Here is an 18,119-nt window from a genome sequence, read left to right on the forward strand (position 1 = left end):
AAATTGAGTTTGAATACTTAAGTGAATCTAAAATGAAGGTATATCGAAATCCTCTAATATTTCTAGTATTATTGGTATTGTCTCTGGCAGTATCCGGGTGTAGCGATAAAGAAGAAACCATTACCGTAAATGGAGAAGATGGAGAAGATGGAGAAGATGGAGAAGAAGTCGATATAACCTATACGGAAGGAGCAGAGGATGAAGTTTGTCCGGTAGGTACAACCATGACAATGAGAGATCCTAGCACCGGAGAAACTCTTGTAATGGAAATTGTAGGTACTGAAACTATTGAAGGAATAGAAATGTGCCATACAGTCACCGAAATAAATGTAGCTGCAGATGAGGATGTTGCCAGAATGGAGATGTACACTCCTATTGATGAGAACGATGAAAGTTTCATCATGACATATTATGATAAGGACAACAATGTCCTGTCTGAAACAAAAATCATTAACGGCAAAATGACCATGATGGATGATGAAGGTAACATTGTCATGGAAGTAGATATTCCGGAAGATGAATGATGTTTCATCTTCTTCAATCTTTTTTTCTAAATTGATTTTCGGGTTAAATTCTGACTTCTCTAATTGGATTTAAATAGGATAATTACCATCAGTAATATCCATGCAACTTCCATCGCCTGATGAACTAAAACAAAAAAGGAACGAACTTGGGCTTACACAGAGTGATCTTGCAAAAAGGGCAGGTGTCAGCCAGCCACTGATAGCTAGGATAGAAGCCGGGGATGTAGACCCCAGGCTATCAACCCTCAAGAAGATAATCAATGTGTTCAATGATATAGAAAAAGAGGATATCTACCTCAGAGATATCATGAATAAGGAGCTGATATCCGTATCCCCTGATGAAAGTATTGATGCTGCGGTCAATATTATGGAAAAGTTTAACATATCACAGATACCTGTCATACAGAACGGCATTTCCGTTGGCAGCATATCCGAAGATATGATCGTCAGGTCAATGGCAGATAAGAAAACTTCAGTCGTATCTCACATGAAGATAGGAGATATAATGGGTGACTCCTTCCCGACACTTTCCCCAAGCACCGATGTCAAAACCGCATCCTACATGCTTGAGAAAAATCCAGCAGTTTTAGTGCTAGAAAAGGGCCATGTTGCAGGTGTTGTGACAAAGTACGACATACTTAAATTGCTGAGTGAATAGTCTTTCAGGAATGTGTCTGGCTAAGGTTAAATAATAAGGTTGCATATCAGGCAAAGTTGCCTTTTTATGGGTAACTGTGTACTTCATGCGAGTCTGCTCAAATGATCATGCACAAAATCAAACTAATTAAATTACAATTACAGGTCAAAGATAATCAGGAGATTAATATGGATCTTGAAGATACACTTCTTATGATGCCAGGACCGGTTCCTGTTGCACCTCGCGTCCTCAGGGCAATGTCAAAACCTATGATAAACCACAGGGGAGCAGAGTTCTCAGCAATGTATGATGACTGCTGTGAAATTCTGGCTGATGTATTCCAGACAAAAAATGATATTTTCATTTTAAGTGGTTCAGGTACTGCTGCAATGGAAGCAGCCGTTGGATGCACAACAGGCAAAGATGATGTTGTAGTTACCCTTGAAAATGGTAAATTCGGCGAGAGATTCAAGAAGATTGCCGTAAGGTACGGAAAGGTGAATCCTCTGGAAAATGAATGGGGTTGCTCCTTTGATCAGGGCGAAATCGAAAAGAAACTTGAAGAAGGTGCAAAAGCAATCACCCTTGTTCACAACGAAACCTCAACCGGAATACAGAATCCTGCAAAGGAGATCGGTAAGCTTGCAAAGAAACACGATGCACTCTTCATAATGGACGGTGTGACAACCCTTGGAGGAGATACCGTGCTGACCGATGACTGGGGCATTGACATCGCAGTTGTGGGTTCTCAGAAATGCCTCGCTGCACCACCAGGACTTTCCATGATCTCAGTTAGCAAGCGTGCCTTCGAAGCTATGGACGAAAAGGAATCACTGCCATATTACCTGGATCTTAAAGCATACAAGAAGAGCGGTGACAAGTCACAGACACCTTATACTCCGGCAGTTCCTCTGTTTTTTGGCCTTCAGGAAGCACTCCATATTGTAAAGGAAGAAGGTATGGATGCCAGGATAAAGCGCCATGCAACATGTGCCGAAGCCGTCCGTGCAGCAGCCGGTGCAATGGGTATTGAGATGTTTCCGCAGCTTAATGATGAATTCAGCCACTATTCCAACACAGTCACAGCCATGAAAGCTCCGGAGGGAGTTACAGGCAACGATATAAAGAAAGATATGATGGGAAGGGGCATCACCATTGCCGGAGGACAGGATCACCTTAGCGGTAAGATCTTCAGGATAGGGAGCATGGGTAATGTTCAGCCAAAGGACATCATGCTGACAATACAGGAACTTGAGATCGTCCTTCGCAAGAGAGGAATCATATCACATATTGGAGCAGGTACGGAAGCTGCTAGCGACGTACTGGACACCCTCCTTTAATAAGTATCAGGTGAGTATGCCAACAATAGGAGTTGTAGACACTACATTTGCACGCTTTAATATGGGAAAAGCTGCAATCGATGAGATTCAGATGAACATCTCTGCCAAAATAATACGCAGAACAGTTCCGGGAATTAAGGATCTTCCGGTGGCAGCCAAAAAACTCATCGATGAAGAAAAGTGCGACATTGTCATAGCTCTTGGCATGCCAGGCAGTAAAGAACAGGATAAGATATGCGCACATGAAGCATCCACTGGAATTATCCAGGCACAGCTTATGACGAACACCCATATTATAGAGGTTTTTGTTCACGAGGATGAAGCAAAGGATGAAAAAGAACTTGTCTTCCTCATGGAACAAAGATCAAGGGAACACGCGCTGAATGTTGTTAAAATGCTGTCCATACCTGAAAAACTAATAAAGGAAGCCGGCACCGGTCAAAGGCAGGGATTTGAAGATGTCGGACCTGCAAGGATATGATGTTGTATAAAGAAACGATGAAATTATAAATTAATATAAAAATCTTAAGTGATTATCATGACCATAAAATTGGGATTTGTAATAGCTGAATTTAACAGAGACCTTACATTCCAGATGGAATTGCTCGGTGAAGAGCATGCAAAATTCCTTGGAGTAGAGGTAGTTGAAAAGATCCTGGTTCCAGGAGTATACGACATGCCTCTGGCTATCAAGAAACTCTGCGAGCGAGATGACATCGATGCAGTGGTTACAATAGGAATTGTTATTGAGGGTGCAACTAAGCATGATGAAATAGTAGTACAGCATGCTGCAAGGAAAATAACCGATCTTTCCCTAGAGTATAACAAACCTGTTACACTGGGAATTGCCGGACCTGGAATGACCAGGATGGAAGCCCACCAGCGCGTAGACTATGCAAAGCGTGCCGTTGAAGCAGCAGTTAAGCTTGTGCAGCGCCTCTGATGTTTTATACTATAAAAACTGAAAAATGGTTGTGTAATTGATGGCATCATCAAGATTAAAGCGTGTGGAAGAATCGGCAACTATAAAAGCTGCAAATGTTGCCAATAAAATGCGACAGGAAGGCACAGATATAATCAGTTTCACTCTGGGTGAACCTGATTTTGACACTCCTAAACATATATGCGATGCAGCTGCAGATGCAATGTACAGGGGTGAAACGCATTACACACCTTCTGCCGGAATTCCGGAACTTAAGGATGCTATTGCCCTAAAACTTTGTACAGAGAACAAACTGGATGCAAAAGCATCGGACATAATTGTCACACCCGGTGCAAAGCAAGCCATTTTTGAGATCATGATGTCAGTGCTCGATGATGGTGATGAGGCCATACTTTTTGACCCTGCTTGGGTCTCATATGATCCGGCCATCAAGTTCGCAGGTGCCAACACTGTATGGGTACCAACTGATGCGGAAGATGGTTTTAAGCCTCAAAATCCTGAAGAATACATCACTGACAAAACAAAGCTCATAGTTGTTAACAGCCCTGGAAATCCAACTGGAGCTGTTTATGATAAACAGACCCTTAAAAATATCGCAGACATAGCTATCGACAACGATATTCTTGTACTCTCTGATGAGATATATGAGAAAATCATCTATGACCAGGAACATGTCAGTATAGGCTCCCTGGAAGGTATGCAGGACAGAACCATCACAGTCAACGGTTTTTCCAAAGCATACGCAATGACCGGCTGGAGACTTGGTTACGTCCACGCAAGATCAGACATCATCAAAGGTATGTTGAAGATACAATCTCACTCCGTAAGCAGTGCAACAAGCTTTGTCCAGTACGGCGGTGTTGCAGCTCTTGAAGGACCACAGGAACCAGTAGCCGAAATGGTTGACAGGTTTAAGATAAGACGTGACCTTCTTGTAGACGGTCTTAATGCCATTGGCATAAAGTGCCAGAAACCAGGTGGTGCCTTCTATGCCTTTGCAGATGTAAGCGAGTATGGAAATGGCGATACCGTTACAGAAAAGCTACTGAAGAATGCACATGTTGCAGTCACTCCGGGCTCTGCCTTCGGTGAAAGCGGCAAGGATTTCATAAGAATATCTTATGCAACATCACTTGAAAGAATACAGGAAGGATTAGAAAGGATCAAAGCAGCACTTGTCTGATCTGTTCTTTTTTATTTTATTTTATTTTTAAAATGGTTTCAGGTTTTACTTTTACTTACTTGTAGCGTTCAAGTATTTTTTTAATGATCTTTCCACTACTGCAAAGTGGACATGACAATGAATGGCGGACCCTCACTACCTTGCAGGCAAAACCTTTATCTTGCAAATCTTTTTCAAGTTGCTGAATATCAAAACCCTGATCATATCCAAGCGCAATTATGTCAGGTTGTATTTGCTTTATAGGTATAAAAATATCAGAATCGCTTCCAAGAATTGCCTTATCGACAATTTTCAGGGAACTTACCATTTCCAGTCTCTGTTCATCAGGAATTATAGGCTTTGGTTTATGCCTGATCATAGATCCCCTGGCAACTATCACATAGAGTTCATCACCCATATTTTTTGCTTCACTAAGATAGAGTATGTGTCCCGGATGAAGCAGATCAAATGTTCCTGTTGCAAGTACTCTTACCAAAACATCACCTGTGTGCTGCCCCCCTATAAACAAGCATACATTATAAAGATAGCTCCGATATTGAATCCTTCAAATCACGATGTTTCAAAATATGCAGTATTATATTGAATTTAAACCATATCGAAACACGCAATTGCGTACGATTGATGAAAAAAGTTTATTGAAGTAATTATTGCTGCTGAAAGTTCTTGCAGATAGACTCAGCACCGAACTGAAACTATGAAGGTTCAGGATTAACTATGTAAAACATACTAATCCTGAAGTGTGCCAAAAGCACCAATTAACTTATTTTTTAATTGTACCCACCACAGGATAGCTTTCCAGTGCATCGACCTCATGCGGAGCTTCCAGATTCAGAGCTTCAGTAAGATCCGTGCCAGCTTCATGTAATCCCATGTGTTCGCCACCTCCCCAAAAATCACTGTCACTTACATCATAGACGTTACCGTCATAGATAACATATACCTTTTCTTCATCTTTACCATTGTATTTTGCAACTTCTTCTATTGTGAATTCCTGCATATCCTCACCAATCATACATTTAATTTTAGGCTTATAGGCTTTTGGGTCTTGATTTCATTTTCCACTTGCTTTCTTAGGGATTGTAAATAAAAAACTACTTCCTTTTTCGGATTCACTTTCACATTTATACCCCACCGTGCATTTCTATGAACTCCTTCACTAGAACAAGACCAATCCCAGTTCCTCCGTATCGTCTGCTCGCATGAGATTCAAGTTGCCTGAATGACAAGAATATTTCATCCATGCGATCTTCAGGAATACCAATCCCATTGTCACTTACTGATATCTAGAAAGTGTCTTCATTTTCTACGATCGAAACAGATATCGATCCGTTTTGGGGAGTGAACTTTATTGCATCCCCAACAAGATTATAAAGAACCTGTGATATATGATTTTTACCAATTTCACATGTTCCTTTGATAAACATATCCTGTACATCTATACTGATATTCTTCTGATTTGCAAGCGGTTTGAGTATTCTAATGATTCCATGAGCAAGACCTACAATATTTATGGTTTCATAATAAAGTTCAATTTGTCCATTTTCTATCTTAGAAATATCAAGAATGCTGTTGATTGTGTCTAATAGCTGCTTACCACTGCCTGATATATGTCCCAGGTATTTTTTTCTGTTTATTATTCAATTCCCCGAACATTTGTTCAAGCAGGACATCAGAAAAGCCTATAATTGAATTCAATGGTGTACGAAGTTCATGACTCATATTCGCTATGAATTCCGTCTTTGTCCGGTTTGCTATCTCTGCTGCTATTTTTGCTTCCAGCAGTAACCGCTCAGCATGTTTTCTGGAAGTGATATCACGACTAACTCCCAGAGAACCGATAAGTTTTCCATCCGGTGTTTTAAGAGGAGCCTTGAATGTCTCAAGGAGTACTTTTCTGCCATCCGGATAATCCACCCATTCTTCGTTTTTATGGGAGCTATCGGATTCGATTACAATTCTATCTTTTTCGCGGAAAATCTTGCTGTTTCTTCATCCAGAAGGTCAAAATCATTATTTCCAACGATCTCATCCACAGAAAGACCGATGTATTCTGAAAAAATAGGGTTACAACCAAGATATATGCCATCCAGAACTTTGAAAAATACCATATCAGGTAAGGATTTGAGTAATCCCTCAAGTAATGTTGTCTTTTCAAGAAGAGAATTAGCTGCCTTTTTGTATTCAGTAATCTCAAGCATAGCTCCTACTATTCCACTTATTTTTCCGCTTGAATCAGTAAAAGCAGCTTTGTTGAAAATGAAATTACCTAATGTTCCGTCAGTCTTCCTGACAATCCCTTCATATGTCTGCGTCCCTCCATGTAACATTAGTTCCATGTCGTACTTGTGGTACACGGAGGTCGTCTCATAGGGTATTGAATAAGGGAAATAGAACAGCGTTTTTCCAAGTATCTCGGCTTTAGCTGCGCATATTATTTCTTTTGAAAATGCCTTATTGCAACCAATGTAGACGTTCTTTTTATTTTTATAATAGATAGGACTTGGAATGATATCCAATAGTGTTTCCATAAAATAAAGCTGATTTTTCAGGTTATTATCAGCATTTTTGTGTTCTGTAATGTCACATATTATAATTCCCTGAATTGAATTATCTTCTTCATCTACTGGAGATGAAGTAATTTCCACATCCATTACTGTTCCATCAGTTCTTCTAAGCTTCAGTTCAAATTGGGCGAATTCACCATTGATACTTTTCTCAGTATTATTGTCTCGCCCCACAACAAATGAAAGCAGATTCTTTGTAATCAATTGCTCTCTGGTGTAGCCTAACAACTGATACGCTTCGGGATTGGCATCCATTATCTGTCCTTTTCTATGAATAAGAACAGCATAAGATAAATTTTCAAAAAACAACCTGTATCTTTCTTTATCGCTACGCTTTTTTTGTTCAGCACTGTTTTCTTCCGGTTTGTCACCCCGAGATACTTTTTTATTTTCTGTATCATTCAGACTGCGCATACCATAATTGCACTTGACGTAGTTCCTATCAGTTCCATCCCCCATTGAAAATGAGCGGTTTTCCTGAATAGTATCTTTTATCTGATAAATATAAAGTTTCTTTTTTGAAAAAAACTGATGTTTTTCGAATGTGTTGTCATTTTTGGGCCAAATCTAAATTAATTATGATTTCTATAAATAGCCTTTTATTTTTATTCAAAATCACAACTACTTGTAAACATGAGAATATCAAGTTTTTATGAGTCCCGATGACTGTACTTTTAAAGACAGGATATTGAAAAAAGCAGTCACTTGTTTGAGTGAGGGAGTACGAGAAACACATACTCACCCTGGTAATTTAATCAACGTTTTATAATACATCCTCCATCGGTACCCATTTTATCGAAATACTGTTGATGGTATTCCTCTGCACGATAGAACGCTCCTGCAGGCAGTATCTGGGTTACTATCTTCCCATTATATCCCCTGGACTTTTCCAGATTAATCTTTGATGCAATAGCAACATTCCTCTGTTCAGCATTATGATAAAATATAGCAGAACGATATTGAGTCCCAATATCCGGTCCCTGTTTATTAAGAGTAGTAGGATCATGTAGCGCCCAGAAAAGTTCCAATAATTTTTCGTAAGGTACAACCGCAGGATTAAAAATAATTTCTACAGCTTCTGCATGCCCGGTGTTCTCGGTGCATACTTCTTTATACGTTGGATTTTCCTGTGTTCCCCCTGTATACCCTACCTGAGTGAATTCCACACCCTTTACTTTTCTAAATGTTGATTCCACACCCCAGAAACAACCTGCTGCAAACATTGCTATTTCATAGCCTTCATTAAGTAATTCTTCCCTTGATCTCATCTCATCACCTATAGAACTGGTTGACACTATCTTTGGCGGTTCACATGATATATATGCCTACATAAGCAATGGCCAGTAAAAACAATATGAATATAGTTCTGGTTCTTAGATCCTGCATTAGCGATAAAGACCTGCCCCCGTTAAAAACTGTGAATCCATACGGTATAAATCTTTCTACCGTAGAGTACTCATTTAAACGCAGAAAATTCCCACTAATGACCGACTATCTCTTTTTTGATAGAAGTGTAACAGTTCTCAAATATATTCTGGCAACCTTTTATTTCCAGAACCTCAAAATCAAATATCTCTGCAAACTCAGCTACTTTTTCATCAAAATCATCAGTATGATTCAATCCAGTCCTGATCTTGGCAACCCGCTTGTATCCGGTAATTTCATTGACCTTTCTTAACATTTTTATCGTTTTTTCGGGATTATCAGGATCAACTCTCATAATCTCGCGCCAGGCATGTGCAAACATAGGGGTAAAAAGGAATGTACCCTGATCACTGAACTTCTTGAGAGTCGAAAGGTATTCACCACAGCCACCAAGAGTAGCACCTACACAATCATCAACTGTTCGTGTATCATCTCTTAGTATTCTCACAGGACATGATGTTCCAAGATGTTCAAAGTCAGTTTCTATCTTGTCAAACACATTTCCGCAAAGTCCGTAAAAGAGCAGGATACCACTGGAATACTGAATCAGTCCTTCCAGTAACTTGTACACTTCTGTTTTGAGGATCTTGGGAAACTCATGCAATGCAAGCTCAACCATGTACACCATAACAGAATAACGATTAGGATCACTCTTGTAACTTTCAGTATCTACAGAGAGTTTGTCAGGAGATAACAGCTGATAACTGAGACCTGCCTTTTGAAGTTTGGAGGTGAAATCCGCCTCCTGCCCGTTAGCAACAACCAGTATCTCATCTAGTGATGGGTCATTTTCCAGAATATGAACAACCTCGTCCTGGAGAATTTTGCAAGATAATATTGTCAGTAGTGGCATATTAGTACATATTCACTAATTCTTATTCACTCTTTTGCATGTACAGGTAAACAAAGCTTATCACAAAAGCCACTATTCCGGAAGGGATGCCAACAAACAGCGAAAAGAAGATCTTATCCTGCAGGATCTGAGTAACAAGTACAGTTACCAGTATAAAAGCAACAATACTTATTATCACGATTTTTCCAATTTGCATCTCTTTATCCCATATCAGCAGTTTTCACTGGTTTATTAAAAATACTAGTATTCTAATAGGATGAGAAGCTGACGCTCTTTAAATCTGCATTATTGATTAATCGATTAATTGATTTGCAACAGCTCAAAGGTGAGATTATGAAAAACGATTCAGGGAAAAGTGAAATAACTATCCGGGAGACAGGTGAACAGGACATCCCCCTTATTATGGACTTTGTACGCTCACTGGCCGAATTTGAAGGGCTTAGTGACCATGTCCTTTCAACAGAAGAAAGTCTTAGAGAAGCCCTCTTTGGGAAAAAGCCATATGCAGAGACAATAATAGCTGAGATTAGCGGCATACCGGCGGGCTTTATAATATTCTTCCATAACTTCTCTTCCTTTGTCGGCAAACCCGGCTTGTATATCGAAGACATATTTGTCCATCCACAATTCCGTGGAATGGGTGTCGGGAAATCGCTTATGGTCCGTTGCGGACAGATTGCGGAAGAACGAAACTGCGGAAGAATGGAATGGAGTATGCTTGACTGGAATCCTGCAAAAGAATTCTATGAGCACTTTGGCAGTGAAGCCCAGAAAGAATGGGTAATATACAGACTGGATGAGAAAGGCATAAAAGACCTTGCAGAAAAGAAGTGAACTGATGATTTAAGCATCAAAGCATCTGTATTCAATTTCAGCTATTGATTTTTACCATCTGATTCACAGTATTTTGCTGAGGAAAGATCTTGTTCTCTCATGTTTGGCATTGGAGAATATATCTTCAGGAGTTCCCTGTTCAACTATGACACCATCATCCATGAAAAGCACCCTATCACCCACTTCCCTTGCAAATCCCATTTCATGGGTAACAACTACCATGGTCATACCTGCCTGTGCCAGGTCTTTCATAACATCAAGAACATCCCCCACCATTTCCGGATCAAGTGCTGATGTTGGTTCATCAAAAAGCATAACCTTTGGATGCATGGCAAGTGCCCTTGCAATTGCAACCCTTTGCTTCTGCCCGCCTGAAAGTGCAGAAGGATAAACATTTGCCTTGTCTTCAAGTCCCACTTTTTTCAGCAGGTCATGTGCACGTTTTTCAGCCTCCTCGTTTGTGAGCTTCCTGACCTTTATAGGAGCCAGGGCAACATTCTGAAGTGTTGTTTTATGGGGAAACAAATTGAAATGCTGGAACACCATACCAGCTTCTTCACGTATCTTGTTAATATTGGTACCTTTGTCAGTTACCTTTTCCCCATCAATTATTATATCACCGGATGTTGGCATTTCTAGAAGATTAAGACACCTGAGAAAAGTGCTTTTGCCTGAGCCGGAAGGACCTATTACGCATACAACTTCACTTTCTTTTATATCAACCGAAATACCTTTTAGTACTTCTAGTTCACCGAATCTCTTGTAAAGGTCTTTAACTTCTATCACTGACACCAAGCCTCCTTTCAGAATATGCAACTATGCGTGATATTACAATTGTCAGTACCAGGTACATCAATGCAACAGCAATATACACCGGAAATGCTGCGAATGTTCTGGAAATATATAACTGTCCTGACTTCAGCAGTTCATGCACACCAATTACAGCAAGAAGTGACGAATCCTTTAAAAGCGCAATGAACTCATTTCCAAGAGGAGGAATTATTCTCCTGAATGCCTGCGGAAGGATAATCTCCCTCATTGCCAGCCTTTCATTCATACCAAGCGAACGTGCAGCTTCCATCTGCCCCTTATCAATGGATTGAATGCCGCCACGTACTATCTCTGCAATATAAGCCCCACTGTTTATACTGCATACAATGATACCGGCAAGTATCGGATCTATCTGCAATGAATTACCGGTTGCATTGGAATACAGACCTGGAATTCCGTAGTAGAACAGTAAAATCTGGACCAACAAAGGGGTTCCCCTTATGAAATCAATGTAAACGATACATGGATACCTGAATATTGTTTTCCGGGATAACTTCCCAAGACCCGATATCGTACCAAGTATCAATCCGAAAAACAGGGAAAAAGATGTTATCTCTATCGTTATCATTGACCCGGCTATCAGGTCAGGCAAGACTTTGATGATATGTTCCAGATATGAGGATAAAAGGGACAGGGATATTCCTCCGTTTTTTTCGCAATGGTTCTGTATATTTCAACTAAAGTAGGCATACCGGAACGACATATAAATATATCGATACATATCTATTCGTGCTTCAGCCTAAAAATATGATAATGGTGGATATGCAAGGAACTTGCATATTCACGATGTAAAAAGTTAGAAATATGTCTCCATTATCTGATCGTATGTACCATCTGCCTGGACGTTGGCAAGACCTGTATTGAGCATATCAAGAAGTTCAGTATTTCCGGTCTTTACAGCAAATCCATAGGAGTCACTCTGTACCTGATCATCAACTATTTTGATTACACCTGGGTTCTGAACCATAAAGGATTTTGTAACTGGCAGATCATTGATCATGAAGTCACCACGTCCGTTCTGTATGCTCATGACAATGTCACTTACATGCGCAAGATAAATGACCTCACTTATTATGCCTTCTTCCTTGAGCTCATCAGCTTTTAAAGCCCCTGTTGAACCCTGTTGGACTACAGCAACTTTGCCCTGAATGTCAGCCATGCTCTTGATATCTTCATTATCAGCGGCAACTGCAAGTGAAAGGCCTGCATTGATGTATGGGTCACTGAAATCCACAGACCCTTCCCTTTCTTCAGTGATTGTCATACCGGAAACAATAATATCAATCTGTCCGGACTGAAGTGCAGGGATAAGTGCATCGAATTCAAGGTCTTTCCATTCTACATTAAAGCCCTGGTCTGCTGCAATTGCATTAATAAGATCCACGTCAAAACCTATGATATCATTACTGTTGTTCTCATCTGCATATTCAAATGGCGGGAAATAAGGTTCTGTTCCTACTACGTAAGTTGGTACCACTTCTTCTGTCACATCTTCAACCTTATTGGTTTCCCCCGTGCTGTCAGCACATCCGGAAACTGCAACAAGTCCAATCATTAATATTCCTATTAGCAAAAAACTAAATGATTTTTTCATTTTTAATCCTCCCTGAAACATCTTCTATATAGACTATAGACCAATATGCGTAAATTTGCAATAGACTTAAGGCTTTCTATTTTAAATTTTAGAAAGGGGTTCTGAAAACAAAGAGTATAGAAACATTTTTCATTTAGGGATAAATGAATGTGGAATCGCATGAAAAAGAGTCAGTGAAACAATAAGAAATAATGAATACAAGAAAGAAAATGAGAACTCGATTATACGTTTTGGCAGTCTTCCGAACCTCTGTTCAAAAAGACTGCCATAGTATGGTTATTTAGTTACAATAAATTATTATGTTGCAGTTTCGTTAGCAAATTATTAAATATCTGCTTCTTCATCTACTGCTTCTTCATCTACTGCTTCTTCATCTACTGTTGCATCTGCATCTACTGCTTCTTCATCTGCTGTTGCATCTGCATCTACTGCTTCTTCATCTGCATCTACTGCTTCTGCATCTACTGCTTCTTCATCTGCATCTACTGCTTCTTCATCTGCATCTACTGCTTCTTCATCTGCATCTACTGCTTCTGCATCTACTGCTTCTGCATCTACTGCTTCTGCATCTACTGCTTCTGCATCTACCATATCTACTACATCTGCTTCTGCATCTACTGTTGCATCTACTACTACTTCATCTACTGCTTCTACATCTGCAACAGTTGGTTCTTCAACAACTTCGTCAACAGCTGGTTCTTCAGCTGTGTCCGCACAACCTGATACGGCTACAAGTCCGACCATCAGGAAAACCATTAATATGCTTAAAAATTTCTTCATTTTTTGACTCCGATTACTACCTTGCTATATATTAGTATAGACGGCTATTGATAGACGGGTTATTACTTAAATATGTCGATTCAATGCGGAGCAGGATAGCTTTTTTTAAATAAAAATACAATTAGTAAAACAAATATAATAATAATAATCCGAAGCTTGAAATGTTACAATAAATAGTGCACAATATACCGTTTATGTAAAACAATAAGCAGAATTATATAATAATAAAAAAAAAGGATGAATCAAACTACTGCAGATAATATCAAAAAATAAAATAAAAATAAACCTTCATTTATTTCACTCAACGAAAACCATTGCGGCTATAACGGTTGTCCACTTACCTTCTTTATCACCATATGCCGTCTGACAATAATGGGTTGTGTCTATTATGTGCCCGCTTGTTTTGTAGACCTGTTCCCTCTCATGCCATGCACAATCTGCATCAAACTCGATTCCCAGGGTAGTTGCAAGCATTGTTGCCGCCAGATCTTCAGCATATTCTCCTGCTGTGAATTCATCCTCACCATAAGTATGGTGTTCAGAGATGTAACCATAGTTGCTCTCATTAACAGGAACTGCTGTTCCAACAGCTGCCGATACAAGTCTGTGCGGTTCATTTGTATCATTCTTTGCAAGAACACAATGTACGATCTCTCCCGCTGGTAGTTGCTTGATCCCCTCTTCCCTGGGCACAAGTTTGCAATTAGGCGGAAGTATGCTGGAAACAGTAACAAGGTTGTATTTCTCAATTTGCGCCTCGCGCAATGCCAATTCAAAAGATGCCAACCTGTCCTTGTGTATACCAACACCTTTAGTCAAAAAACAACTTTTTGGAACCATTTTTATCATCACTTTATTTGTTATATTATCGGAATTTCCATAAATTTATCGTTTTCCGTGATTTTGCACATAAACTGATCACTCTATTTCACGACATGACAGAAAATTGCATCCTCATATAAGAACATTATGCGCAGATCAAATTCCATAGCCAGTCAAATGATTTTAAAAAAGGAAGCTCGTAGTCAGCATGGATATTTAAGAAGAATTACGGGCTTACTTCTAATTGAAACTGTTGTCGGCCCATAGCAACAATCGGATTTGAAGCCAGAATATAGTCTTTAAAGGATGAGCTACGTAATAGCCAGCGGAGCTAGCGAAAAATGGAAATTCCCCAGCTGATCGATAAAATAAAATCTTCGAGAAAATATGAAGGGCAGATTACCCATATTGAGGACGTGCCCACAAGGGAAGCAGGATACAAGGATATAGAGCTGAACCCTCTTATCAGATATGCTTTAAGGGAAAACGGAATTGAGCAACTCTACATCCACCAGGCTGATGCTGTTGAAATCGCAAGGGAAAAGAAGAATATCGTGCTTTCCACCAGCACTGCAAGTGGTAAATCTATGTGCTACATGCTGCCTGTCTTTGAGCGACTTCTTGAAGAACCACATGCAACAGCACTTTACATCTCTCCCCTCAATGCTCTTGTTAATGACCAGCTTGAGACCTTCAGAAAACTGAGCCAGACAATGGGACTAAATGTGAACATCGACAGATTTGTTGGTTCCATGAGCAAGGCTGAAAAAGATGCTGTGAAATACGGAAATACCAAGATAATTTTTACAAATCCGGAAATGCTTCATTTAAGTTTCCTGCAATGGAAGCATCAATGGAAACATTTCCTTTCAAATCTCAATTTTATAATATTAGACGAGAGCCATTCATATACCGGCGTTATGGGAAGTCACATGGCAAACCTCCTCAGAAGATTGAACCGCGTTTGTGAGCATTATGGTTCAAATCCACAATACATTTGCTGTACTGCAACCATCGGAAATCCGGTAGAACATAGTTCTTCACTTACAGGAAAAGATGTCACCCTAATCGACAATGACAGTTCGGGCCAGAGTGCACAAAAATTCGTTTTCTGGAATCCTCCGCTTTATGCCAATTCAAGGAAATTCACTCAGAGAAAAGCCAGTTTCGGGGAGACTGTAGACCTTTTCACCACCTTTGTGCAAAACGACCTTCAAACCATTGTTTTTGCAAGGTCAAGACAGAAGGTGGAGAGGATGTATGTCCAGGCAAAGAACACACTTGCCAGCAGGGGGGTGGATAAAAAAATAAGCCCTTACCGTGGAGGATATCATGGTAATGAACGTGAAGCAATTGAGAAAGACCTTTCACAGGGGAATATCGATGGTGTAATCTCCACCAATGCACTTGAACTTGGAATAGATATCGGAGGACTTGATGCATGTATTATGGATGGTTTTCCGGGAACTATCATGAGTGCAAGGCAACAGGCAGGAAGGGCAGGCCGCGGAAGACGGGAAAGTATAGTCACCCTCGTTGCAGATTCCAATGCACTTGACCAATACTACATGAGAAATCCCGAAGACTTCTTCAGGAGAAAATGTGAGGAAGCGGTGATCAATGTCTCTAACCGCTACATACAGGCAGTTCATTTGTTATGTGCTGCAAAAGAACTACCATTGAGAACTGAGGACAGCGAGCATTTTGGTTTTGAGTTTGAGACCATAGTAAAAGTACTTGAAGAAGAAGGCTTACTGGAAGGACTTAATGAAAAGAGATCATTGGACCCTAATCCACATATGAAGGTATCTATTCGCAGTATTGACAATGATAACTACACAATAATTGAGAAGACAAGCAGGAAACCACTTGAAAAGGATATAGAAAAGCTTCGTGCCTACAGAGAAGCTTTCGAAGGTGCGGTTTACATCAACAAAGGTACTCCTTACTGTGTTACAAAACAAAACCATGAAAAGAAGGAGATACATGTTGAGGTAGCAAGGGATGGTTATTACACAAAGTCTCTGGTATCGTCGGACATAGTCATCAAAGAAGTTGTCGAAACAAAGGCTCTGCCAACATTCCCCGATGTGAAAGTGGGCTTTGGGGATGTGGACGTTACCCAGCAGGTTACCGGATATAAAAAATTCCAGCAGCGGACAGATACTGAACTTGGACAGTTATCTTTAGATATGCCAGAGTTCAGGCTGGAGACAGAAGCCCTCTGGCTCGAATTACCTTACTTGTTCACCGAAATGGTAAATGAACATGAACGTGATTTTGCAGGCGGTATCCACGCCATTGAACATGCCATGATAGCAATGTACCCACTACACCTGCTGGCTGACAGAAACGACGTAGGTGGTGTTTCCACACCGGAGCACGATGACCTCTCAGGGAACAGCGGAATATTCGTGTATGACGGACATCCCGGTGGAGTTGGCTATGCTGAAAGTGGTTATGGTAAAATAGTTGAGATGCTGGAACTGACTCTCCAGATAGATCCATTCGATTCTGGTTGTCTGTATATTGTTGATACATCTACAGGCAATCTGGATATTGTAGTGCATAAGGGATTATCTTCTGAATATGTAGCGAAGGTATCACATTACGGTGCAAACTCTTTGTTAACAAAAATGGTCATGATTGGTAAGCCTGTCTACAAAAACCATTCAGAAATATGTGCTATGACTGCTACAGAGTCAGCAAATGAAAAATTAAATGTTACAGCACTTGTCCCGGTAAAACGTGGAGACGAAGTTATTGCTCTGCTTAAACTCATGTCTCACAACCAAAATGAGGTTTCAACTGATTCTCAAAACTCTCTTGAAAATATTGCTTCCCAAATTGGGGGATTCATTAATCGTACGATTTTCGAAATAGAACTTAAAAATAATAATAATGATCTCCTGGGTATTTTTGAGTCACTAGAAGATTTCTTATTTATAGTTGATCTAGAAGGCTGCATTATCAATTACAACTCAGCAGTTCCAACAAGATTGGGATATTCGAAAGAAGAGCTTTTGGGGACTAACATAATTTCAATCATACCTTATAAACTATATTTAAAAGCTGCAAAAACTTTTTTTGATATAATAGAAGGAATGTTTTCATATTTTACCTTTCCACTAATAGCTAAAGATAAATCGCTAATTTCAGTAGCTATAAGGTTCACGAGAAGTAAATGGAAGGGGCAGGACGTGATGATAGGAATTTCTCATGACGTAACAAATGGCAAATCAGATCAATAAAAGTGATCATATCAATACTCTAATTAAAAATGACTTGTAGAATCTATCAATATTCAGGCAAGATTAAGAAGTTTATTGTCATGGCAGGCTGTGACGGACGTCACAAAGACAGGCAGTATTACACAGATTTCGCAGAGTCATTACCTAAAGATATCGTCATGCTTACCGACATGTGCAAAATATCGCTACAATAAACTCAATCTGGAGGACATTGATGAATTTCCAAGGGTGCTTGATGCAGGACAGTGCAATGATTCATTTTCATTGATCATCACTGCACGAGGACTTGTGATCAGACTTGGATTTATAGATGTTAACGAAGCACCAATCTCGTACAATATCGCATGGTACGAACAAAAAACAGTCCTTGTGTTGCTTACCCTCCTAAGGCTTGGAATACAGGATATTACCCTTGGTCCAAAGCTGCTGGCATTTATTTCACCCAATGTTCTCAATGTGTTGGTGAATAAGTTCAACATAACACCGAATACAACTGCAGAAGAGGATATGGAGAGGCTCTTGAAATAACCATAAAAAA

21 protein-coding genes and 1 pseudogene are annotated in these 18,119 nt (G+C 39.9%); 9 read left to right on the top strand and 13 right to left on the bottom strand.

Going from position 1 to position 18,119, the window contains the following annotated elements; translation table 11 throughout:
* The 6 genes from QZZ23_RS00005 to QZZ23_RS00030 all read left to right on the top strand — a co-directional run.
* Window positions 1-524 (top strand): hypothetical protein (locus QZZ23_RS00005; protein WP_292466145.1); only part of this gene is annotated, 524 nt, incomplete at its 5' end.
* Window positions 525-624: 100 nt separating this feature from the next.
* The gene (locus QZZ23_RS00010) at window positions 625-1,182 is read left to right on the top strand and encodes a CBS domain-containing protein (RefSeq protein ID WP_292466146.1); all 558 of its coding nucleotides are present in this window, start codon (window positions 625-627) and stop codon (window positions 1,180-1,182) included.
* A 167-nt stretch (window positions 1,183-1,349) separates the two neighbouring features.
* Window positions 1,350-2,501 (top strand): alanine--glyoxylate aminotransferase family protein, encoded by a 1,152-nt coding sequence (locus QZZ23_RS00015; RefSeq protein ID WP_292466147.1) that lies wholly within the window; start codon window positions 1,350-1,352, stop codon window positions 2,499-2,501.
* A gap of 16 nt (window positions 2,502-2,517) precedes the next feature.
* On the top strand, window positions 2,518-2,982 hold the full coding sequence (gene ribC / locus QZZ23_RS00020; protein ID WP_292466148.1) for a riboflavin synthase: 465 nt from the start codon (window positions 2,518-2,520) through the stop codon (window positions 2,980-2,982).
* 57 nt (window positions 2,983-3,039) lie between these two features.
* On the top strand, window positions 3,040-3,444 hold the full coding sequence (ribH, locus tag QZZ23_RS00025; protein WP_292466149.1) for a 6,7-dimethyl-8-ribityllumazine synthase: 405 nt from the start codon (window positions 3,040-3,042) through the stop codon (window positions 3,442-3,444).
* A gap of 40 nt (window positions 3,445-3,484) precedes the next feature.
* Complete coding sequence (locus QZZ23_RS00030) at window positions 3,485-4,627, top strand: pyridoxal phosphate-dependent aminotransferase (protein WP_292466150.1); 1,143 nt, start codon at window positions 3,485-3,487, stop codon at window positions 4,625-4,627.
* 55 nt (window positions 4,628-4,682) lie between these two features.
* Here QZZ23_RS00030 and QZZ23_RS00035 read toward each other — a convergent pair whose 3' ends face one another.
* The 8 genes from QZZ23_RS00035 to QZZ23_RS00065 all read right to left on the bottom strand — a co-directional run bounded on the left by QZZ23_RS00035 (window position 4,683) and on the right by QZZ23_RS00065 (window position 9,665).
* Entirely contained in the window at window positions 4,683-5,135 is a 453-nt protein-coding gene (locus QZZ23_RS00035) for an FAD synthase (RefSeq protein ID WP_292466151.1), read from the bottom strand.
* Window positions 5,136-5,387: 252 nt separating this feature from the next.
* Window positions 5,388-5,624: a cytochrome b5 domain-containing protein gene (locus tag QZZ23_RS00040; RefSeq protein WP_292466152.1), complete on the bottom strand. Its 237-nt coding sequence runs from the start codon at window positions 5,622-5,624 to the stop codon at window positions 5,388-5,390.
* Window positions 5,625-5,748: 124 nt separating this feature from the next.
* Window positions 5,749-5,910 (bottom strand): ATP-binding protein, encoded by a 162-nt coding sequence (locus QZZ23_RS14630; RefSeq protein WP_366931280.1) that lies wholly within the window; start codon window positions 5,908-5,910, stop codon window positions 5,749-5,751.
* Between the two features lie 307 nt (window positions 5,911-6,217).
* Window positions 6,218-6,604, bottom strand: a complete 387-nt coding sequence (locus QZZ23_RS00045; RefSeq protein ID WP_366931281.1) for a histidine kinase dimerization/phospho-acceptor domain-containing protein — start codon at window positions 6,602-6,604, stop codon at window positions 6,218-6,220.
* Window positions 6,577-7,650: a PAS domain S-box protein gene (locus tag QZZ23_RS00050; protein ID WP_292466153.1), complete on the bottom strand. Its 1,074-nt coding sequence runs from the start codon at window positions 7,648-7,650 to the stop codon at window positions 6,577-6,579. The genes QZZ23_RS00045 and QZZ23_RS00050 overlap by 28 nt, the downstream gene beginning before the upstream one ends.
* A 296-nt stretch (window positions 7,651-7,946) precedes the next feature.
* Window positions 7,947-8,459, bottom strand: coding sequence for a peptide-methionine (S)-S-oxide reductase MsrA (gene msrA / locus QZZ23_RS00055; protein WP_292466154.1), 513 nt, complete (start codon window positions 8,457-8,459; stop codon window positions 7,947-7,949).
* 212 nt (window positions 8,460-8,671) lie between these two features.
* Window positions 8,672-9,469, bottom strand: a complete 798-nt coding sequence (locus tag QZZ23_RS00060) for a DUF1638 domain-containing protein (protein WP_292466155.1) — start codon at window positions 9,467-9,469, stop codon at window positions 8,672-8,674.
* A gap of 22 nt (window positions 9,470-9,491) precedes the next feature.
* Window positions 9,492-9,665, bottom strand: a complete 174-nt coding sequence (locus tag QZZ23_RS00065; RefSeq protein ID WP_292466156.1) for a hypothetical protein — start codon at window positions 9,663-9,665, stop codon at window positions 9,492-9,494.
* Window positions 9,666-9,802: 137 nt separating this feature from the next.
* Between QZZ23_RS00065 and QZZ23_RS00070 the strand changes: the two genes are divergently transcribed.
* Entirely contained in the window at window positions 9,803-10,303 is a 501-nt protein-coding gene (locus QZZ23_RS00070; protein WP_292466157.1) for a GNAT family N-acetyltransferase, read from the top strand.
* Window positions 10,304-10,366: 63 nt separating this feature from the next.
* On the opposite strand, the gene QZZ23_RS00075 is transcribed toward QZZ23_RS00070, so the two are convergent.
* From QZZ23_RS00075 to QZZ23_RS00095, 5 genes are all read right to left on the bottom strand, one after another.
* A complete protein-coding gene (locus QZZ23_RS00075) occupies window positions 10,367-11,089 on the bottom strand; it encodes an amino acid ABC transporter ATP-binding protein (RefSeq protein ID WP_366931282.1) in 723 nt (240 codons plus the stop codon).
* Window positions 11,076-11,726 (bottom strand): amino acid ABC transporter permease, encoded by a 651-nt coding sequence (locus QZZ23_RS00080; protein ID WP_292466159.1) that lies wholly within the window; start codon window positions 11,724-11,726, stop codon window positions 11,076-11,078. Before QZZ23_RS00080 ends, QZZ23_RS00075 begins: the two co-directional genes overlap by 14 nt.
* A 204-nt stretch (window positions 11,727-11,930) precedes the next feature.
* A complete protein-coding gene (locus QZZ23_RS00085; protein ID WP_292466160.1) occupies window positions 11,931-12,728 on the bottom strand; it encodes a basic amino acid ABC transporter substrate-binding protein in 798 nt (265 codons plus the stop codon).
* A 324-nt stretch (window positions 12,729-13,052) separates the two neighbouring features.
* On the bottom strand, window positions 13,053-13,508 hold the full coding sequence (locus QZZ23_RS00090; protein ID WP_292466161.1) for a hypothetical protein: 456 nt from the start codon (window positions 13,506-13,508) through the stop codon (window positions 13,053-13,055).
* A gap of 297 nt (window positions 13,509-13,805) precedes the next feature.
* Window positions 13,806-14,348 (bottom strand): arginine decarboxylase, pyruvoyl-dependent, encoded by a 543-nt coding sequence (locus tag QZZ23_RS00095; protein WP_292466162.1) that lies wholly within the window; start codon window positions 14,346-14,348, stop codon window positions 13,806-13,808.
* A 323-nt stretch (window positions 14,349-14,671) separates the two neighbouring features.
* On the opposite strand from QZZ23_RS00095, the gene QZZ23_RS00100 reads away from it, so the two are divergent.
* On the top strand, window positions 14,672-17,581 hold the full coding sequence (locus tag QZZ23_RS00100; RefSeq protein WP_292466163.1) for a DEAD/DEAH box helicase: 2,910 nt from the start codon (window positions 14,672-14,674) through the stop codon (window positions 17,579-17,581).
* Between the two features lie 53 nt (window positions 17,582-17,634).
* A pseudogene (locus QZZ23_RS00105) lies at window positions 17,635-18,109 on the top strand (hydroxylamine reductase); the annotation flags it as partial.
* Window positions 18,110-18,119 lie beyond the last annotated feature (10 nt).

The organism is Methanolobus sp., from assembly GCF_016278385.1.
Classification (GTDB): Archaea; Halobacteriota; Methanosarcinia; order Methanosarcinales; family Methanosarcinaceae; genus Methanolobus.